The 16,399-nt window shown below is 66.7% G+C and carries 8 protein-coding genes; 1 reads left to right on the top strand and 7 read right to left on the bottom strand.

Annotation, left to right across the window (positions count from 1 at the left end; genetic code table 11):
• Positions 1 to 8: 8 nt before the first annotated feature.
• From LOY69_RS15355 to LOY69_RS15345, 3 genes are all read right to left on the bottom strand, one after another.
• Positions 9 to 425 (bottom strand): NUDIX hydrolase, encoded by a 417-nt coding sequence (locus LOY69_RS15355; RefSeq protein WP_102879322.1) that lies wholly within the window; start codon positions 423 to 425, stop codon positions 9 to 11.
• A 190-nt stretch (positions 426 to 615) separates the two neighbouring features.
• Positions 616 to 1,251, bottom strand: coding sequence for a LysE family translocator (locus tag LOY69_RS15350; RefSeq protein WP_265074899.1), 636 nt, complete (start codon positions 1,249 to 1,251; stop codon positions 616 to 618).
• Between the two features lie 85 nt (positions 1,252 to 1,336).
• Positions 1,337 to 2,146: an AraC family transcriptional regulator gene (locus LOY69_RS15345; protein ID WP_253084759.1), complete on the bottom strand. Its 810-nt coding sequence runs from the start codon at positions 2,144 to 2,146 to the stop codon at positions 1,337 to 1,339.
• A 164-nt stretch (positions 2,147 to 2,310) separates the two neighbouring features.
• Here LOY69_RS15345 and LOY69_RS15340 point away from each other — a divergent pair, with 164 nt between their 5' ends.
• A complete protein-coding gene (locus tag LOY69_RS15340) occupies positions 2,311 to 3,135 on the top strand; it encodes an enoyl-CoA hydratase/isomerase family protein (RefSeq protein ID WP_265073156.1) in 825 nt (274 codons plus the stop codon).
• A gap of 20 nt (positions 3,136 to 3,155) precedes the next feature.
• On the opposite strand, the gene LOY69_RS15335 is transcribed toward LOY69_RS15340, so the two are convergent.
• The 4 genes from LOY69_RS15335 to LOY69_RS15320 form a co-directional block, all read right to left on the bottom strand.
• Positions 3,156 to 4,400 (bottom strand): hypothetical protein, encoded by a 1,245-nt coding sequence (locus LOY69_RS15335; RefSeq protein ID WP_265073155.1) that lies wholly within the window; start codon positions 4,398 to 4,400, stop codon positions 3,156 to 3,158.
• Positions 4,397 to 5,395 carry a DegT/DnrJ/EryC1/StrS family aminotransferase gene (locus tag LOY69_RS15330; RefSeq protein ID WP_265073154.1) on the bottom strand — a complete coding sequence of 333 codons (999 nt, stop codon included), beginning with the start codon at positions 5,393 to 5,395 and terminating at the stop codon, positions 4,397 to 4,399. The genes LOY69_RS15335 and LOY69_RS15330 overlap by 4 nt, the downstream gene beginning before the upstream one ends.
• Positions 5,386 to 5,895 (bottom strand): hypothetical protein, encoded by a 510-nt coding sequence (locus LOY69_RS15325; RefSeq protein ID WP_102879328.1) that lies wholly within the window; start codon positions 5,893 to 5,895, stop codon positions 5,386 to 5,388. Before LOY69_RS15325 ends, LOY69_RS15330 begins: the two co-directional genes overlap by 10 nt.
• A gap of 67 nt (positions 5,896 to 5,962) precedes the next feature.
• Positions 5,963 to 16,387: a hypothetical protein gene (locus tag LOY69_RS15320; protein ID WP_265073153.1), complete on the bottom strand. Its 10,425-nt coding sequence runs from the start codon at positions 16,385 to 16,387 to the stop codon at positions 5,963 to 5,965.
• Positions 16,388 to 16,399: the final 12 nt, after the last annotated feature.

Raw genomic sequence — 16,399 nt, 5'->3', positions numbered from 1 at the left:
ATGCGCGTTCAATCTTCCAGCGCCGCGATCTGCACCAGCGCCCGCACGGCGGCGCGGGTGGCCAGGGTCAGGGGCTTGGGCAACCGGTCCAGCTCGAACCAGGCGATGTCGCTGTGCTTGTGCGGCTCGTTGTTACGCGGCGCCATGGCCGGGGCGGAGGCCAGGTACACCGGGCAAACCCAATGTTCCTGCCGTTCGGCGTCGATCTGGTCCGCCACGCATAACAGGCTGACGCCTTGCAGGGTCAGTCCGAGCGCTTCGAGGATTTCACGGCGCATGGCCTGTTCCACCGGTTCCAGCCAATCGACCTTGCCTCCGGGCAATCCCCAGCAACCGGCCTCGGGGTCCCGCAGGCGCTTGACCAGCAATAACTGGCCATCGCGGACGATAGCGGCGCCGCATCCCAGGCGAGGCTGTTGTGACATGGCTGTACTCCTGTGCGTTGGGGAGAAGGGCAAGGCCCGTGGTCCTGCCCGGCAGCTGATGTGCGCTTCGCACACTATCGACTGTCAAGGATGACAACCGCGTGTTGCTTTGTTGTTTATTTGTAACTTTCAACGTGCAGGACGGCCGTCGATTCAGTGCCCCGTTTAGAACCTGACTCAAGTGCCCGGCTCAGTGGCGCAACAGGGTGGCCGCGATCACCGCCAGTGCCATGAGGATCAGGATCACCCCGGTGATTCGTTCCAGCCAGGGCAGGGCGCAGGAGAAGCGCTGCCGTACCCGGCCATTGCCAATGGCCAGCGCCACCAACACATCCCACAGCAGCACCACGCTGAACATCCATACGCCATAGACCAGCTTCCAGGCGGTGCTGGTCTGGGCGCCTACCAGAGAGGCCAGGCTGACATAGAACAGGGCGTTCTTCGGGTTGAGCAGGCCCGAAAGCAGACCCGCGCCCAGGCCGCGCCACCAGGTGGCCCGGTGCAGCGCCCGGCTGTCGCCCTGGGCATCCACCGCAGCCAGGGAACTGGTGCCCGCATGACGGATGAACAGCCAGCCCAGGTAAAGCAGGTAGCCACAACCGGCCAGTTGGATCGCCAGGAACAGCCAGCTGTCGGGGCGCAATACCGAGACCCCGCCAAAGGCCAGGACAATGAACAGACCGTTGGCCAGGGCGATGCCCAGGCAGGCGCCGGTGGCCGGTTTCCAGCCGCTGGCCATGGACAGGCGCGCCACCAGGAAAAAGTCCGGCCCGGGGGAGAGCAGGGCGAGAAAATGCGCGGCGGCGACCAGCAGGAACTGTTGAATCATGAAGGCAGACTTCCAGAGGCGAGAAGGGGCTGGAAGTCTGCCGGGCGTCAGCGCTGGGGTATTGAAGAAAATTGCGCGGCCTTCAGCGCTTGTACAAACCCGGGGTGACCCCGACATGGGCCTTGAACACCCGCTGGAAGTGCGCCTGATCGGCAAAGCCCAAACGCTGGGCCAGGGCCGCCGGGGCCTCGCCGGCCTGCAGCGAGGTGCGGGCCTGGATGATGCGCTGGTTCAATTGGTAGGCGTGGGGCGTCATCCCGGTGGCGGCGCGAAAGGCCCGGATCAGTTGGTAGCGGCTGAGGCCCGCCAGCGTTGCCAGGCGCTGCAGCGGGTGAGCCTGTTGCGCCTCCTGTTGCAGAAATTGCATGACCCGCCGGACCCCGGCGCCGGCCAGGCCCGGATCGGCGGCCAGGGCAATCACCGGCTGCCCCTGCAGCGGAAAGTCGCCAATGAACTCGATCAGCGCTGCTTCCTTGTCTTGCCAACTGGCGGTGGAGAACAGCAGGTCGTTGAGGCGGCAAAAGCGCTGGTACAGATCCCCGTCGTGACTCAACAGCACCTGGCCAGGCGCCAATGCCGCCTGCTGCTGTGCTTCCAGGCGCACGCCTTCGACCCAGCGCGGCTCCAGGTGCAGCATCTGGTAGCTCCAGGCCGTGTCGGGCTGGGGATTGCAGGCATGGGCGCAATGGGCCGGGACGAACACCACGCTGCCGGCCTGGATCAGGGTGGGTCCCTCGGCGCCGCCACTGAACAGGCTGACGCCACGGTCCACGGCGCCGATGGACACTGTCGGGTGGCTGTGGGCCCTGTAGTTGGCGCGGCTGTCACAGGCTCGGCGGCTTTCTACGTAAGGCAGGTTCGGGTCGCGCCAGAATTGCGCTGAAGGCGTCATGCTGCAGCTCTGCGGTCAGGGGACGGATGAGCAGGCTAACAGGGTGGATTGCAAGGGTGCCAGTTCGAGCTGAGCGCGGATGCCGGACGGGAGCGCTCGCCAGGGCTGCCTATACTGCACTCGGGTTTCGCTCAACCGCGCCACGACCTGCAACAGGAGCTGCCATGAACTTCAAGGAAATCGCCTACGAGCAGCACGGACCCGTAGTGGTCATCCGCTTCAATCGCCCCGAGCAGCGCAACTGCATCGGCCCTGTGACCCACCTTGAATTGATCGACGCCTGGACGCGTTTTCGCGACGACGAGACGGCCCTGGTAGCGATCATTACCGGCACCGGCGACCGGGCCTTTTGTGCCGGCGGCGACCTCAAGGCCGCCGCGCAACTGGTGCCGTCGAGCGCCGAGGAAATGGCCGCCCATGATCGTGGCGAACGTCCCGGAATCATCGGCCCCAGCCGTTGGGTCGACGTCTATAAACCGGTGATCGCCGCCGTCAATGGCGTGGCCTATGCCGGTGGCCTGGAGTGGGCTTGTTTTGCCGATATGCGCATTGCCGAAGAGCATGCCTCGTTCGGCGTCACCTGCCGCCGCTGGAACATCGGCCTGGCGGACGGCGGCACCCAGCGCCTGCCGCGGATTGTCGGCATGGGCCGGGCCATGGAACTGATTCTGACCGGCAAGGTGATTGATGCCCAAGAGGCCTACCGCATCGGCCTGGTCAACGAAATAGTGCCCAGCGGGCGCTCCCTCAAGCGCGCGCTGGAATTGGCCCAGGTGCTGGCCGGTCTGCCGCAACCGGCGATGCGCTCGGACAAGGAAGCGGCCATCCGGGGATACGGATTGCCCTTGGCCGAAGGCTTGAAGATAGAAGCCCAGTGCTTCAATCGCTCGATCCACGCCCCTGAAACCCAGGAAGGACTGCGCCGCTTCATTGAGCGCGATCACCCTGATCGTGGAGGCCGCCCCGCGACAGGCATGGTCAAGCACTGAGCCCTGTCCAGCCCCAGGACTCAGGCCTGGCCGTGCAATGGCCGGCAGGCTTCTGCCAGGGCGGCGCGCAACGCCTGGCACAGACGCTGGGGTTCGCCGCCCTGGCGAAACCCCTCGACCTGGCGTTGCAGTTCGGCGAAACACCGGCCCTCGGCACTGCGTGCCAGGCTCAGGCGCGGATCGGGCTGGACGTAGCGCGGATCGTCCGGTGCCAGGTACAGGCCGTTGAGGTTCTGGTAATCGGCGTCGATCCAGGCGTACAGGTGATGTTCGAATCTTTCGGCAAACTGATAGCGGCCAAAGTCCATCACCTGCAGTTGTAACGGCGCCACGCTGGACACCCCCGCCAGTTGCACATTGACCCCATCGATCAGTAACGGCGCACCCCGGTTGGCGCTCAACAGGCGGTGCAGCGTCTCGGCCACCTGAGCACTGACCGCCAGCCTTTGCTCATCGCGCCTGACTTGCAGCTCGCCGTTCTCCTGGCACAGGTGAAAGCGCACCGCGCCGCAGCTGCTGGCGGTCAAGCCATAACGCCGCAGCAGAAGCTCGGCCTGCATCAGGGCCCCGGCCAGTTCGGGGCCCTGCCAATAGCGTTGCCACTGGCAGCGCGGGCGGGTGCAGGCCCGACGCAACAGCAGCACCGCCGGTTCCGCCGCACGCCCGTCATGCCACAAGGCATCGAAGCCCAGGTCGATCAGGGCATAGGCCGGCAATGGCGTGATCGCGCCGCCGGCGTGGCTCATGGCGGCGAACACCAAGTGCTCCATCAGTACTTCATGCACCGCCTCGGCCAGGGTCAGCAAGCCGTTGGAATGGGGCAACTGCGGGGCTTCGTCCGGCGGCACGCCAATGCCCTTGATGTCGAACAGCACCTGCTCGCTGGCCGGCGCGCACAGCACCGCGGCGCGCCCATAACGCGGCGGACGCCAGCCCGTTACCCGTCGATCGTCCAGGGCAATCGGGGTGTTGATGCCCTGGGCCGCCGCCTGGCTGGTGGATATATAAGCAGCGTGGTCCAGCAGCCAGCGATCGATGGCCGCCTGCTGGGACTCCTCCGTTGCCCCCTCCCAGGGGGCGTCGAAGTCGGCGCGCAGCGCCGGGTAGTTGGCGAACAGCACCCGCGCACCGGCCACCCCGAGCAACTGTTCCGTACTCAGCGTCTGACCGCTCTGGGCGTAGTCGGCCAGTCGTTGCACCCGTGGGCCTGCGGCGAAAGGCTGGTTCAGATCGTGCTGGGGTTGCCAGGCGGCGGGACTGTTCATCGAGTGTCTCCGGCCCAGGCATCCAGGCGCCCGGGGTGGTCGAGGGCGGCGATCGGGTCCAGCAGGACCCAGTTGCGGCGCAGTTCCAGGCTGGCTTGCGGCCCCTGGGCCACCTCGCCACGGCCGCGCAGCATGGGCAGCTCCCGCAGCGCGCCGGACGCCGGGGCGCATATCCCCAATGCTTCGGCATGGGGGCTGTGGCGCAGGCGTTCGAACAACTGCGGTTCGCGGGTGCGGATCGCCAGGTATTGACCGTTGGGCAGCGCCGATCCAGCCGCGGTCCAGGGCTCCAGGCCGGCATCGCGCAGGCGTGCCAGCAGCCCGGGCATCTGCTGCCGCAGGCGCTGGCTGCGGGCCTGGGCCCTGGCGACGGCGGGTATCAGCGCCGGCAGGGCATGAATCGACAGGGCCGGGCTCAAGGCCGGGCGTGCGCGGGAACGCTGGCCCGGCGACCAGACGTCGATATCGCCATCCACCGCGAGGTCACCGAACAGCGCGCCACCGCCGCCAATGTCCAGGGCCTTGCCGTGGCCCAGGGAGGTGACCACCAGTGATGCGCCGGGACAGCACAGATCCCAGGCACCGGCGCTGTCTTCGATGATGGGCAGGCGCGGGCCGAGCAACTGGCGCAAGGCCGGGATGTCGCAAGGCAAGCCGTATTGATGGACCGCGATCACCGCGTCCAGGCCAGGGATATGGGGCGCCAGCGCCTCGCTGCTGAGCAGCAGGTCGGCGGCGTTTTCGATAATCACCGGTATCGCGCCGGCATTGAGGACGGCGGCCACCACTTGATGGCAGGTGGCGGCCGGAACCGCGACCCGCCAGGTGCCGGTGACCCCCAGCTGGCGCAACGCCAGTTCCAGCGCCGCGGTGCCGGAACCGACCAAGGCACCGTGGCGCCGCTGATAAAACTGCGCGAGCCAGGACGAGCACGGCAGCCGATCGGCCTCCCGTGCCCGCCACTGGCCATCGGCAGGACCTGGAACTACTTGCACTTGTCCATGGCACAAGCAGTCAGGGCTTCAACTTTGCATTTATCCATGGCGCAGGCGGTCAAGGCTTCGACCTTGCACTTGTCCATGGCACAAGCAGTCAGGGCCTCGACCTTGCACTTATCCATGGCGCAAGCGGTCAAGGCTTCGACCTTGCACTTATCCATGGCACAAGCGGTCAGGGCTTCGACCTTGCACTTGTCCATGGCGCAAGCGGTGAGGGCCTCGGCCCGAGGGCCGCCGATGCGCCAGCTGGTGAACTTGCTCTCCGGCAGCGCGCCGCGCTTGACCACATCCAGGTGCAGGGTGCGGGCTTCATGGTCGTTGCATTCGAGCAGGATCTCGTCCTCGGCGACCGCGAAGTGATCGTGCAGCAGGCAGAGTCCGAAGCGATCCAGGTTGCCGTGGCGCTCCAGTAGCTCATGCAGGTCATTGATGAATTGCGCATCAGACACCCCCAGTGGCATGGCTTCGTCAAAGGAGGGATTGGTGTGTCCGTTCATGTGGTGTACTCCAATATGTTTGATTTAAACCGGTCATCTTCATCAACAGTGCGCGGTAGTGGTGGCCTCATGCACCTCCTTGTTCCGGTGGAACCTTGCTTGCGGATACCCAGAGGGTTTCGATGCTCAGCAGCGGTGGCTGGTTGTCCGCGGCCACCGCGCCCCGTGCCAGTTGCGCCGGATCGTCGGCGCTGAAGGCCCGCAGGGTCAGGTCGACCCGGGCGTTGCCCTGGAGCGTGACCTGTTCGGCCAGCCGCCAGCGGTCGATGGCCTGGCTGAAGGCGCTGGTGAAGGCCGGCGGGCTGTTCAGCGAGGTCGCCACCGGCAACAGCAGCGCCGCCGGCAGCACGGTGCGCGCGACCACGCCGGGCGCTGCGACCTCGTAGCTGTAGCGGCCCTCCATGCCGACCTGCACCGTGGTGCCATTGCTGCCGGCGCCCAGGGCGGCGAAAAACACCTCCAGGTAGTCGTCCAGGCTGGCGTTCGGCACCGGCAGGTTGTCCAGGGAGAAGGTGCCTTGGCTGATGTGCGGGCTGATGCTTTCGACAAAGCGCACCACCGGCGTCGAGAAGCGGAACAGCGCATTGGTCTGCAGGGTGCCGATATCCGCTGCGGGGAACAGGATGCGGTTGCGCTCCACCGACAGCGAGGCCCAGGCGTTCTGGTGGTCGAACAGGTTGAGGGCCGGCAGGCTGGTGCGGCGCTCGTCGATCAGCAGTGCGTCCGCGTAGTCGAGCCAGACGGCCGGCTGGCTGCCCTTGAGCCGGTAGCGGTAGGCGATCAGCCCCGGGTTGCTCGGATCGACCACGCTCACCGCCTCGTACTGTTGCGGGGCGATCTGCACCAGTGGCACCGGCAGGCTGACCTTGCCGAACTCTGGCAGGGTGGCGCTGATCTGCCCGCTGGCCGGATCGTAGCTGGCCGCCACCTGATTGATGCTGACATCCAGCAGCAGGGTTTCGGCCCGCTCCTGGCCATCCACCGTCACCGGTGCCAGGACCTGGCTGAAGCTGCAGGTCAGGGCCTGGGGCGCGACAAACGCCGCGGCGCTGCGCAACAGCGGCCGGGCCCAGGCATCGTAGGCCTCGGTAACTTGCTGGACGATGTAGACGAAGGCCTCCACCGCCTGTTGCGCCGCGGCAATCTGCACCGCGGTGGGTTCGCCGAAGTTGATCGCGCTGAGATTGTCCTGCATCGCCACTTCAATGCTCGGGTACACACTGACGAATTGCGCCAGGGCGGTGACCAGGCTCTTGTCGACACTGCGCAGCGCAGCATCGACGGTCGGCGTGTTGAGGGCGATGGCCACATTCAGGCTGTCCTGGGCCGTGCCGCGCACCAGTGAGTCGAAGGCGTAGGTCCACTTGCTCAGGTCCGAGACTTGCTGCGGCACCTGGGCCCAGGCCGTCGCCGTCTGCCCCTGGATGGTCGGCGGCTCGGGCAGGGCCCGCAGCAGCACCGGCAGGTTCAGGGTCTGACCGTCGGCCAGGGGCACCCGCAAGGGGCCGGAGATCAGCGAGATCCAGTTCGACTGGGTGTAGCCGCTGATGCCCGGCACGTTGCGCACGTCATGCTCCAGGTGGCTGATCTGCAGCTCCAGGTCCAGCGGCACGTAGCTTCTTGCCGCCTCGTTGCGCGAATTGAAGACAAACGCCAGGGCGCTCTCCCCAGGGGCGTCGGGCAGGCCGATACGACCGCTGCCAAAGGCATAGTTGTCGTTGCCGGCCTCCGGCGCTTCGCTGTTGCCCGCCACTTTGGCGGCGCTCGCCACCGTTGGCTGGCCGTACAACGACAGGGGCTCGCCGGTGGCGCTGCCTTGCACCGAGAAACCGACGATGGCGGTGGTGCTGTAGGCCGAATACAACTGGTTGAGCAGGGTCTGGCGCAGCTTCTCGCCCGCCGCGGCCCGCGCCGGGCCATCCTGCGGGCCCGCCGAGAGCACCGGCTTGATGGTCGATGCAATAGCGTCGGCCAGGGTCTGCTTGGCGCTGAGGATTTTCCCCAGGTTGCCGTCCTTGAGCGGGTCCTTGCTGCCCAGCAGGGTGTCGAGCAGAAACACCGAGGGCGCGTAGGTCGGTGCGAGGAAGCCGTCGATGGCCTTGAGGGCGGTTTCGAACCACAGGTTCTGATCGACCCCGGTGAGGGTCAGGGTCACTGGATCGCCGCTCGGGAATGGCTGGTCCGGCTGGTAGTTGGGGTAGATCTGCACGCTGTCCGAGGTCAGGCTGCGGGCGATCGGCTGGGCGGCGAAGTAGCCCGGGGCCGGATCGATGCGGTAACGGATGCCGTCGTTGCCGTCGCCGAGGGCGAAGCGCGCGGCCCACAGGGTCTGGCTGCGGCCGTCCGGAGTGCTGCCCGGGTCCGCGGTGCCGCTGCCGACCCGGGTCATCCAGGCCCCGGCCCGCTGGAACAGGGCCTCGAAGGCCCGGGCGAACTGGCTGTAGCCGCTGGTGCTGGCGCTCAGCGCGTCGGGGACCGGCAGCAGGGTGCTGGTCACCGCCACGCCACCTTCCAGGCCGGCGACATCCGGCTCCACCAGCGCCGCCACCCGGCGCAGGCTGAGGGTCAGGCTCAGGGGCAGGATCGAGCCCGGAGCCAGGGCGTCGATGTCCACCGCCAGCTTCAGTTGCACCGTGGCCGGCGCGGCGGGGCGGATGCCCTGGACCACTTGGGCGAGGTACAGGATCACCTCGTTGACGTAGTCCAGCAGTGGCTGCGCCTGGCTGTCGTCGAGCCGGCTCAGGGGCTGGGCGAACAGGCTGTTGACCAGCTCCACGCTGACTGCGCGGCCCTGGCACCAGGGCAACTGCAAATCCTTGTAGGACTGATTCAGCTGGTAGTAGATCAGGTTGAACATCCCCAGGTCCTTCTTGGCCTGCTCCTTGACGTTGTCACCGCCGGCCGGGTCATAGCTGGAAGTGTCGAGGCTCAGGCTGATCACCAGTTGCGCGCCACCGGCAACGGCTTCGTAGGTATAGAAGCTGCGGGTATTGGGCCAGGCCGACAGGGCGATCAGCCGGTCGCAGTAACGCAGCGGCAGCGGCGGGTGATTGAGGCTGCCGGGATAACCAGGCGTGGGGGCCTGGAAGGGGGTGACGGTGATGTTGCCGAAGATGTCCAGCCAGGTCAGGTTGACCTGGGCGAAGCTGCCCACGCCACGGTAGGGGTTGTCCGCGGCGCTCGGCAGCCCGGGCCGGGCCGGCACTGGCGCGGCATTGCTGGTGGCGCGCCGGGCCAGGCCAAGGGTCTGCTGGTAGCTGTACTGGCTGTCTTCGGCCAGGGCATTGAGGGCCCGGGCGCGGCTTTGCGGATCGCGCATGGCCTGGCGGTGGGCCTGGGCCTCGGGCGAGTCGACGCCACTGTCCGGCCGCTGCGGGCCGAAGGGCAGGGCCAGCTCGCTGGCGCTGAACCAGGGCGAACCGTCGAGCCCGGCGGACAGCACCGAGTACAGGTTGTACAGGTAGGCGCTGGCGTAGCCGTTCGGGTCCAGGCTTGGCGAATCCACCGGCGGCGGGTTGTTGCGCAGCACACTGAAGGCCGCGTTGCCCTGTTTGAACACCGCTTGCAGATCGAAGGTCTGGGTGTCGATGCTCAGGCTGCTGCCGACGCTGAACAGCCCGGTGACCTGCGCGGCGCTCACCGCCAGGGCGTCCAGGTCAAGGCCGTAGTAGGTAGCCAGAGACTGCAGGCTGTTGCCCGGCGCCAGGCTGGCGTCGACGACATAGGTCAGGGCCGGGATGAACAGCGCCACGCCGCCGGCGGCGCTGACCCCGGGGTTGAGGTTGGCGATCTGCGTGGCGCTGATCGGCTGTAGCGCGCCCACCGAGTAGTAGCGCGCCAGGTTGTCGAGAATGCTTGCGCTCTGGCCGTTGCCGGCGCTGGCCTCGGCCGGGGTCACCAGGTGAATGATGCCGTCCACCGGCACCTGCGCCGCCTTGCTCAGCGTTACGCCGGCATTGAGCTCGGCGATGCGTCCAGTGCCGATGCCGTAGAAGGCCGCGAGGCTGTCCAGGCTGTCGCCGGCGCTGGTCGGTTGGCTGCTGTCGGCGGTGGCGGCCGAGCGCAGGGTCATGTGGCTGCCTTGCTGGATCACCGTGTCGGTGCTGACGAAGGCGTTGACGAAGTTGCACAGGCGGCCGTCGAGCGCGTCGCGGGGGTAGGTCACCACCAGGGTCAGGGTGGCCGTGCCGCTGTCGTCGAAGATGCTGTCGGGCAGGCCGGCGGCGGCGATCGCATCGTAGTAGCTCAGGTAGTAGCCGCCGGAGCGCACGGTGGACAGTTCCCAGAGCAGCTTGACCACTTCCTCGGGCGGATTGAGGATGCCCCGCGGCCCGGCTTCTTCGGCCAGGCGCGCGGCCATCAGGGCCGGCGGCGGGTTGGTTTCGGTGGACAGGTTGGTCTGGGTCAGGAAGGCCAGGAAATCGCTGGCGGCCTGGCTCAGCAGGTTGCTGGCCTTGGCGTTGCCCTGGGGCATCAGCAGGAACTGGCCGCTGATGATCCCGCTGCCCAGCTCGCTGACCGCGATCAGTAGGCGTTCCAGCAACTGCGCATCGGTGGCCGACGGGCCGAGCAGTTCATAGGTGTAGGACAGGTTGCTGCCGCTGCCGGCGATGGCCCCGGGTTCGGCCTGGGGCAGGCGCTTGATGGTGAAGTCGACCCGGGTCGCGTAGCTGTAGGCCGGGATCTCGCGGCGGGTGGTTTCCAGGGTCGCCGGGTCGGTGGACACCTCGCACGGGGTGAACGCCGGCAGGTAGGGGATCTGCTGCGTCAGCTTCGGCAACTGCCGGGCGAGGTTGCCGACCCGCTGGTTGATCAGCTGGATCAGGCCGTCGGGCAGGGACCAGAGCATGGGCTGCACGCTGGCGCCGCCCTCGCTGCTGGCCCGCAGCCCCGGCTGACAGAGGTTGCGCAATTGCTGCAGGTCGGCGGTCGACCACAGAGACACGCTTTTCACCGCGTAGTCTTTCGGGCTGTGGGCCACGGTGGGCAGCAGCTCGATGCGCGGCGCCGGCTGGAATTTGCCTTGCCGGGCGTAGGCCAGTACCCCGCTGAGGTTGCTGTAGGCCTGATTCAGGTTCATCGAGCCGCTGCTGGCCCCGGCGATCTGCACGAACGACAGATCGACCCCGTGGCTGGTGGCGGCCCGGCTCAGGCTGATGGGCAAGTCGCTGCCGGGCAAGAGGTCGGCCGGAGTCGGGAACTGCTGCCCGGTCAACTGGTACAGGCCATAGGCGTTCTGCTGGGCGGGGTAGAGAAACGCCGAGCTCAGGCTCAGGCCGCCCATGCCCGCCGGGTTCGCCGGCAGGCGCAGGCCGTAGGCCAGAAAGCGCGAGAGCATGCCCGCCAGTTGCGACAGCTGGTCGGTGGTCACCAGCAGATTCCACAGGTCCTCGGTGTACAGGCTGTTGAGTGAGGTCAGGGTGATCTGCGGCTTGTCGAACAGGGGCGCCACCCTGAAGTTGGCCGACGCCGGGTCGCTGAACAGGGCCATGGCACTGACGCCGAAGCGCGCGCCGGCGCTGTTGAGGCTGTCGCCGGCGGTGCGGTACGCCAGGTTCGGCAGCAGCAGCGGCTGGCCGGCCAGCAGTAGCCCGGGCATGGCGTAGAGCGCGCTGTCCTGGGCCAGTTGCGCCAGTGTGACGCCCAGGGTCCGGGCCAGGCTGTTGAAGGTTTCCCCGGGGCCGGTGGTGCACTGGTGGATGTCGTTGCCCACCGGCAGGCTGATCACCTGATTGGCGGCGATCACCAACGAGTTGCCATTGGCCAGGATCAGCCCCGAGGCGCTGGTGCTCCAGCGCGCCGGCACGCTGCTGTCGGACCAGGCCGCGGCGACCTTGGCCAGGGTGTCGCTGCTCTGCAAGGTGTAGGCCGGCAGCGGGATATCCAGGGTCAGGCCGTCGCTCAGGGCGACTTCGGCGTTGGGCCGGACGATGTCGTCCAGGGTCAGGTTGTTGCCGCGCAGGTCGTTGGTCCAGCTCAGGATCGCGCTGACGGAATTGCCATTGGCCGTGGTGTAGGCGTAATCGTCGAAGGCGTTCAGCGCGACCTGCAACAGTTGCCGGCCGATAACCATGAAGGCGTCGGTGAAGATCACCGCGGCCATGGATTCGCTGTCGTCCGCCGCGGCCCGCAGTGCCGGCGTCGGCGTTTCCTCGCTGGTCACCAGCGCCGCCAGCTCCTTGAACATCTGCGCGACATTGCTGCGGTAGGTGCTGTTGGTGCCCACGTAGTGGGCGAAATCCACGGTCGCGCTGCCGGCATTGGCCAGGGGCACGCCCAGGGACAGACCGTCGAACACCGGAAACAGCACCGAGCCGGCTTGCAGTACCTGCTGGATCTGCGCCTGGTTGGTGGCGTCGGGCAGGGTGATGCTGACCTCGAAGGACGACAGGAAGGTCAGCAGCTCGCTGATGCCGAACGGCGGGTTGGCCAGGTCGGCCAGGCGTTTGATGTCCTCCACAAGCATGGCCTTGTCCACCAAAGTGCCGAGGATGTCGGCCAGGGTGTCCTGCTCGCTGCTGGCCGAGCCCAGGCTGCCCACCAGCCAGGGCAGGTAGTCGGCGCACAGGCGTTCGAAGCTGCTGTTGCCGGCGCTGTCGGCCGAGGCCCGGGTCGGCGAGGGCGCGTCCATGGTCAGCAGGAACACGAAGGCTCCTTGCTGGTCGGCGTAGTCGCTGGCGCCCTCGTTGCACAGCACGGTGAATTGCGGCGTGGCGTAGAGGTTCAGCAGCGGTTTGCCGGCGGCGCGCAGCAGCGTCATCGGTTGCGGCGTGGTGGCCCGCCGCGCACTGGCCAGCTGGTCATGGCGGGCCTGGCGCGCCAGCAGCAGGCCGGGTTCGGCCCAGGGCGCCGGGCCGCTCTCGATGGCGTTGATCTCGAAGCGCGCCGAGACGTCGGCATGGAAGGAAAAACTGATGCTGAAGCTGAACAGGCCGAGGTCGATCTTGACCTTGACGCTGACCTCCACCGTGGCCCGGGCGGCAATCGGAATCGGCTTGTAGCTCTCGTAGGTCAGGGACAGCGACAGGGTGATGCGCACGTTGACCGCGGCCGAGATGATGGCGAAGTCGATGCTGCCGTAGAGCAGGCCGATGACCCCGACCGTGCCCTGGATCTTGAAGTAGTAGTCGTCCTGCACGCTCTTGCCGGCTGGCACCAGGGCGGTGGACGGACGATAGGCGTGGAAGGCGGCGATGGTGCCTTCCAGAATGCCGAACACGGTCAGGGCGAAACCGGCCTTGAGCGGCCCCTTGACGAAGTTGTAGCCCAGGCCCAGCTGCAGGCCGAGGCCGAAGACGATCACCGGGTCGAAGGTGCCCTGGGTGGTTTTCGGCACCTGGGTGGCGGTCACCGACGACAGCTTGCCCAGGTAGAAACCGCCGGCGCCGAGCACCGGCACGCCGTAGACGATCGCGGAAATCGAGAACGAGCGGGTGAAGTCCAGGTTGTAGGGAAAACCGATGTCGATGAAGAAGTCGCCGTTGGTGTAGATCTTCACCCCGATCTCCGGCAGCACGATGGACACCGCGCCGAAGTTGAGGTTGCGGATGCTGTCGGGGAAGGTCCATTCGATCTGGTACACGCCGACGTCGTCGGTGATCTTCTTGTACAGGATGTCCAGCACCAGGTTGCCCAGGGCCTTGGCTTTCTCCCCGGCCAGGGCCAGGCGCAGGCCATAGAGGTTGGGGTCGTTGAACACCAGCATCAGGTCGACGGTCCAGTCCTTGCCGGTCTTGAGCAGCAACAGTTGCCCGGCGATCAGCCAGTCGCTGTTGCGGTTGTAGTAGGGCACGCCCTTGCTGCCGCTGTCGCTGGGGTTCAGCGGGTTGCTGGAACCGGTAGTCGACGGCACGTCCTTCAGGGCGTCGATCACCGCCTTGGTGTTGGCAAAGCTGTCGTAGCCGCTGATGGCCACCCGCTGGCCGAGGACCAGCAGCGGCAGGCTGAAGTAGTCCGTGCCCTGGCCCGGCACCGTAGGCAGCTTGTCCACTGGCTGGCCTTTGCTCGGGTCCAGCAGGTTGCTCCAGTCCTGCTGCTCCTGGGGGTTGTTGCCCTTGAACACCGAAGAACCGTCGATGCCCAGGGTGATCTTGTCCACGCCATTGACCTTTTTGCGCTCGAACACCAGGCCGTCGATGCTCATGAACCCCAGGTCGATCTTGCTCGCCAGGGTGTACTTGGCGCTGATGCTCGGCACGCTACTGCCGCTGCTGTTTTCCAGGTTGATGATCAGCGACAGGCCGTCGAGGGAAATCTGGTTGAGCACGTCCCAGGGCGAGCTCAGGGTGAAATACGGGTCGCTCAGCGATTGCATGAGTTTCTGGATCAGCCGGCCCAGGCTCCAGTTCTTCAGGGTGAAGGTCAGGGCCTTTTTGTCGACCTGGTAGATCGCCGTCAGGCCTTCCCAGGACAGGGTCAGCTGGGCGTTGCTGCCCTGGTTGTCGGGGGCGAAGCTGTAGCCCAGCAGCACGCTGTCGTTGAGAAAGCTGAAATCCCACAGGGTGGTGGCGCTGCCGCTGTACTGCTGGTTCGCTGGCTTGCTGGCGTCGTAGCTCAGGCTCAGGGTGGCCAGGGTGTCGACGCTGAAGGCCTGGCCCAGGTTGAAGGTCCAGCGCAGGCTGCCGGCCACCGTGTAGCTGTCGAGCGGGGTGTTGCCGGTGCTCAGGCTGGCGTCCACCTCCAGTGTGTTGACCAGCAGTTGGCCGGGCAGGAAATCCGGAAAGCTGAAGGTCCCGCCGAAGCTGAGGAACTGGCTGACCAGCTGTTGCACGTCCACCGGCTGCGCCAGTTGCGCGGCGACTTGCCAGGTGGCCGGGGTCTTGCTGCCGTCGTAGTCGAGGCTGGCATTGGCGAAATACGGACCGATGCCGACCAGGCCACCGATCCCCGCCTGGTAGGTGGTCACCGCCGGGGCATTGTTGCCGCTGGCGCTGGTGGGCGTGGTGGCCTTGATGTACAGCTGGCCGTCGGTGACCGAGAGAATCGGCTTGCCAGCGACGCTGAACAGGTTCAGGTCGAGCTCGAAACCGGCGTTGAAGGCGTAGCTCTTGGCACCCACATCCAGGCTCAGGCCGACGTCGGACAGCGAGGCGTCGACGAAACTCTTGGGGATGCGGATCAACTGAGCGGTCAGGGTGGCGATCAGGTCATTGAGGTTGGCCGTGCCGTCGAAGCGCGCCAGCAGTTGCAGGTCGGAATTGAACTGGACAAAGAACAGGCCGTTTTCGTCCGCGGTCTTGCCCTTGAACACCTCGGGCAACAACAGGAAGCGGGTCTGGAACAGAAAGCTCTGGGCGTTGCCCTCGGGCAGGAAGTTGATCCCCCACACCAGTTCGAAATCGGTGACGCCGAACACCAGCTGGTTGGTCGGGTCCTGCAGGGGCACCCAGGGATGCTCGAGATTGATCACCGTGGGGTCGGCGCCCAGGGTCACGCTGGCGGTGCTCAGGGCCAGTTTCGGGCGGGTGACGCCACTCAGGGCCAGGCTGCGCAGGCCGATTCCGGAGAGAAACTGTTGCAGCACCGGCGGCGTGCCGCTGAAGAAACTGCCGTTGTTGTCCAGCAGGCCGATGATGGTCGCCGGGGTCAGCAGGGCGCTGCCGTCGTCGCTGTGGCCGAGGTAGAAATTGAAGGCGCTGCCGTTGTTGATCTGGGCCAGGGCGCGCATCTGGTAGTCGACGGACTTGCCGTTCTGGTCGGTGAGGCTCAGGTTGAGGCCGAAATACAGGCTGACCTGCTGGTCGTAGAAGGCTTCGGCCGGGTCTTCGCCGTCCTGCAGTTCCGGCGGGCCGATGATCAGGCCGAACACCGGGGTATCGACGTTCAGGTACAGCAGCTTCAGGCCGCCGCTGACGTTGAGGAACGGCGCCTGCAAGGTGGTGGTGGGCATGAACACCTCGACCCCGTCGACCTTGGCGAAGTCCATGCTGCCGGTAAAGGGCAGGGCCAGGGTCGGGAATCCCAGGTTCTGCACCACCGCGACCGCGGTGCTGAGCTGGGGCGGGGGCGTCAGCTGGGCGGCGAAGCTCTGGCGCGGGCCCTGGCTGGCCTTGAAGGTGAAGACCGCGTTGCTGATTCCGGTCCACTTGAAGGGAATGCCGGTGGCGAAGCTCGACAGGTCGGCCCAGGTCCAGCTGGCTGGGGTGGTGACGATTTCCAGGCTCAGGCTCTGGGCCCCGACAGCGCCCGTGAGGCCGAAGGTCAGTACCAGCCCTTGCTGGATGTCCTGTTGCAGGAAGCGCGCGCTGACCCCGGTGACCTTGAAGCTCTGGGTGGCGGGGTTCAGCGGCTGCACGCTCTGCGCCGTGAGGTTGACCGTGAGCCCGGCGACCGGCGACTGGAAGGCCGCCTTGAGGTCGTTGTCCAGGGTCGCGGAGACGCTGACCGTGGCATCCGCCAGGCCGGCGATCAGGTAGTCGCGGGTGAGGACGAACGGCGCGCCGGCATCGCCGGTCAGGGCCGCGGCGAGGTTGCTCAGGGGGCTGTTGGCCATCTGTCTTCTCCT

Origin of the sequence: Pseudomonas sp. B21-059, from assembly GCF_026016285.1 — a bacterium.
GTDB classification, from domain to species: domain Bacteria; phylum Pseudomonadota; class Gammaproteobacteria; order Pseudomonadales; family Pseudomonadaceae; genus Aquipseudomonas; species Aquipseudomonas danubii.
This window is presented reverse-complemented; position numbering and strand designations above follow the sequence as displayed.

Bases quoted from the DNA above. Each gene is read 5' to 3' on its own strand.
- LOY69_RS15345 (WP_253084759.1), bottom strand. From the start codon at position 2,146: ATGACGCCTTCAGCGCAATTCTGGCGCGACCCGAACCTGCCTTACGTA.
- LOY69_RS15320 (WP_265073153.1), bottom strand. From the start codon at position 16,387: ATGGCCAACAGCCCCCTGAGCAACCTCGCCGCGGCCCTGACCGGCGAT.
- LOY69_RS15335 (WP_265073155.1), bottom strand. From the start codon at position 4,400: ATGAACAGTCCCGCCGCCTGGCAACCCCAGCACGATCTGAACCAGCCT.
- LOY69_RS15355 (WP_102879322.1), bottom strand. From the start codon at position 425: ATGTCACAACAGCCTCGCCTGGGATGCGGCGCCGCTATCGTCCGCGAT.
- LOY69_RS15340 (WP_265073156.1), top strand. From the start codon at position 2,311: ATGAACTTCAAGGAAATCGCCTACGAGCAGCACGGACCCGTAGTGGTC.
- LOY69_RS15325 (WP_102879328.1), bottom strand. From the start codon at position 5,895: ATGAACGGACACACCAATCCCTCCTTTGACGAAGCCATGCCACTGGGG.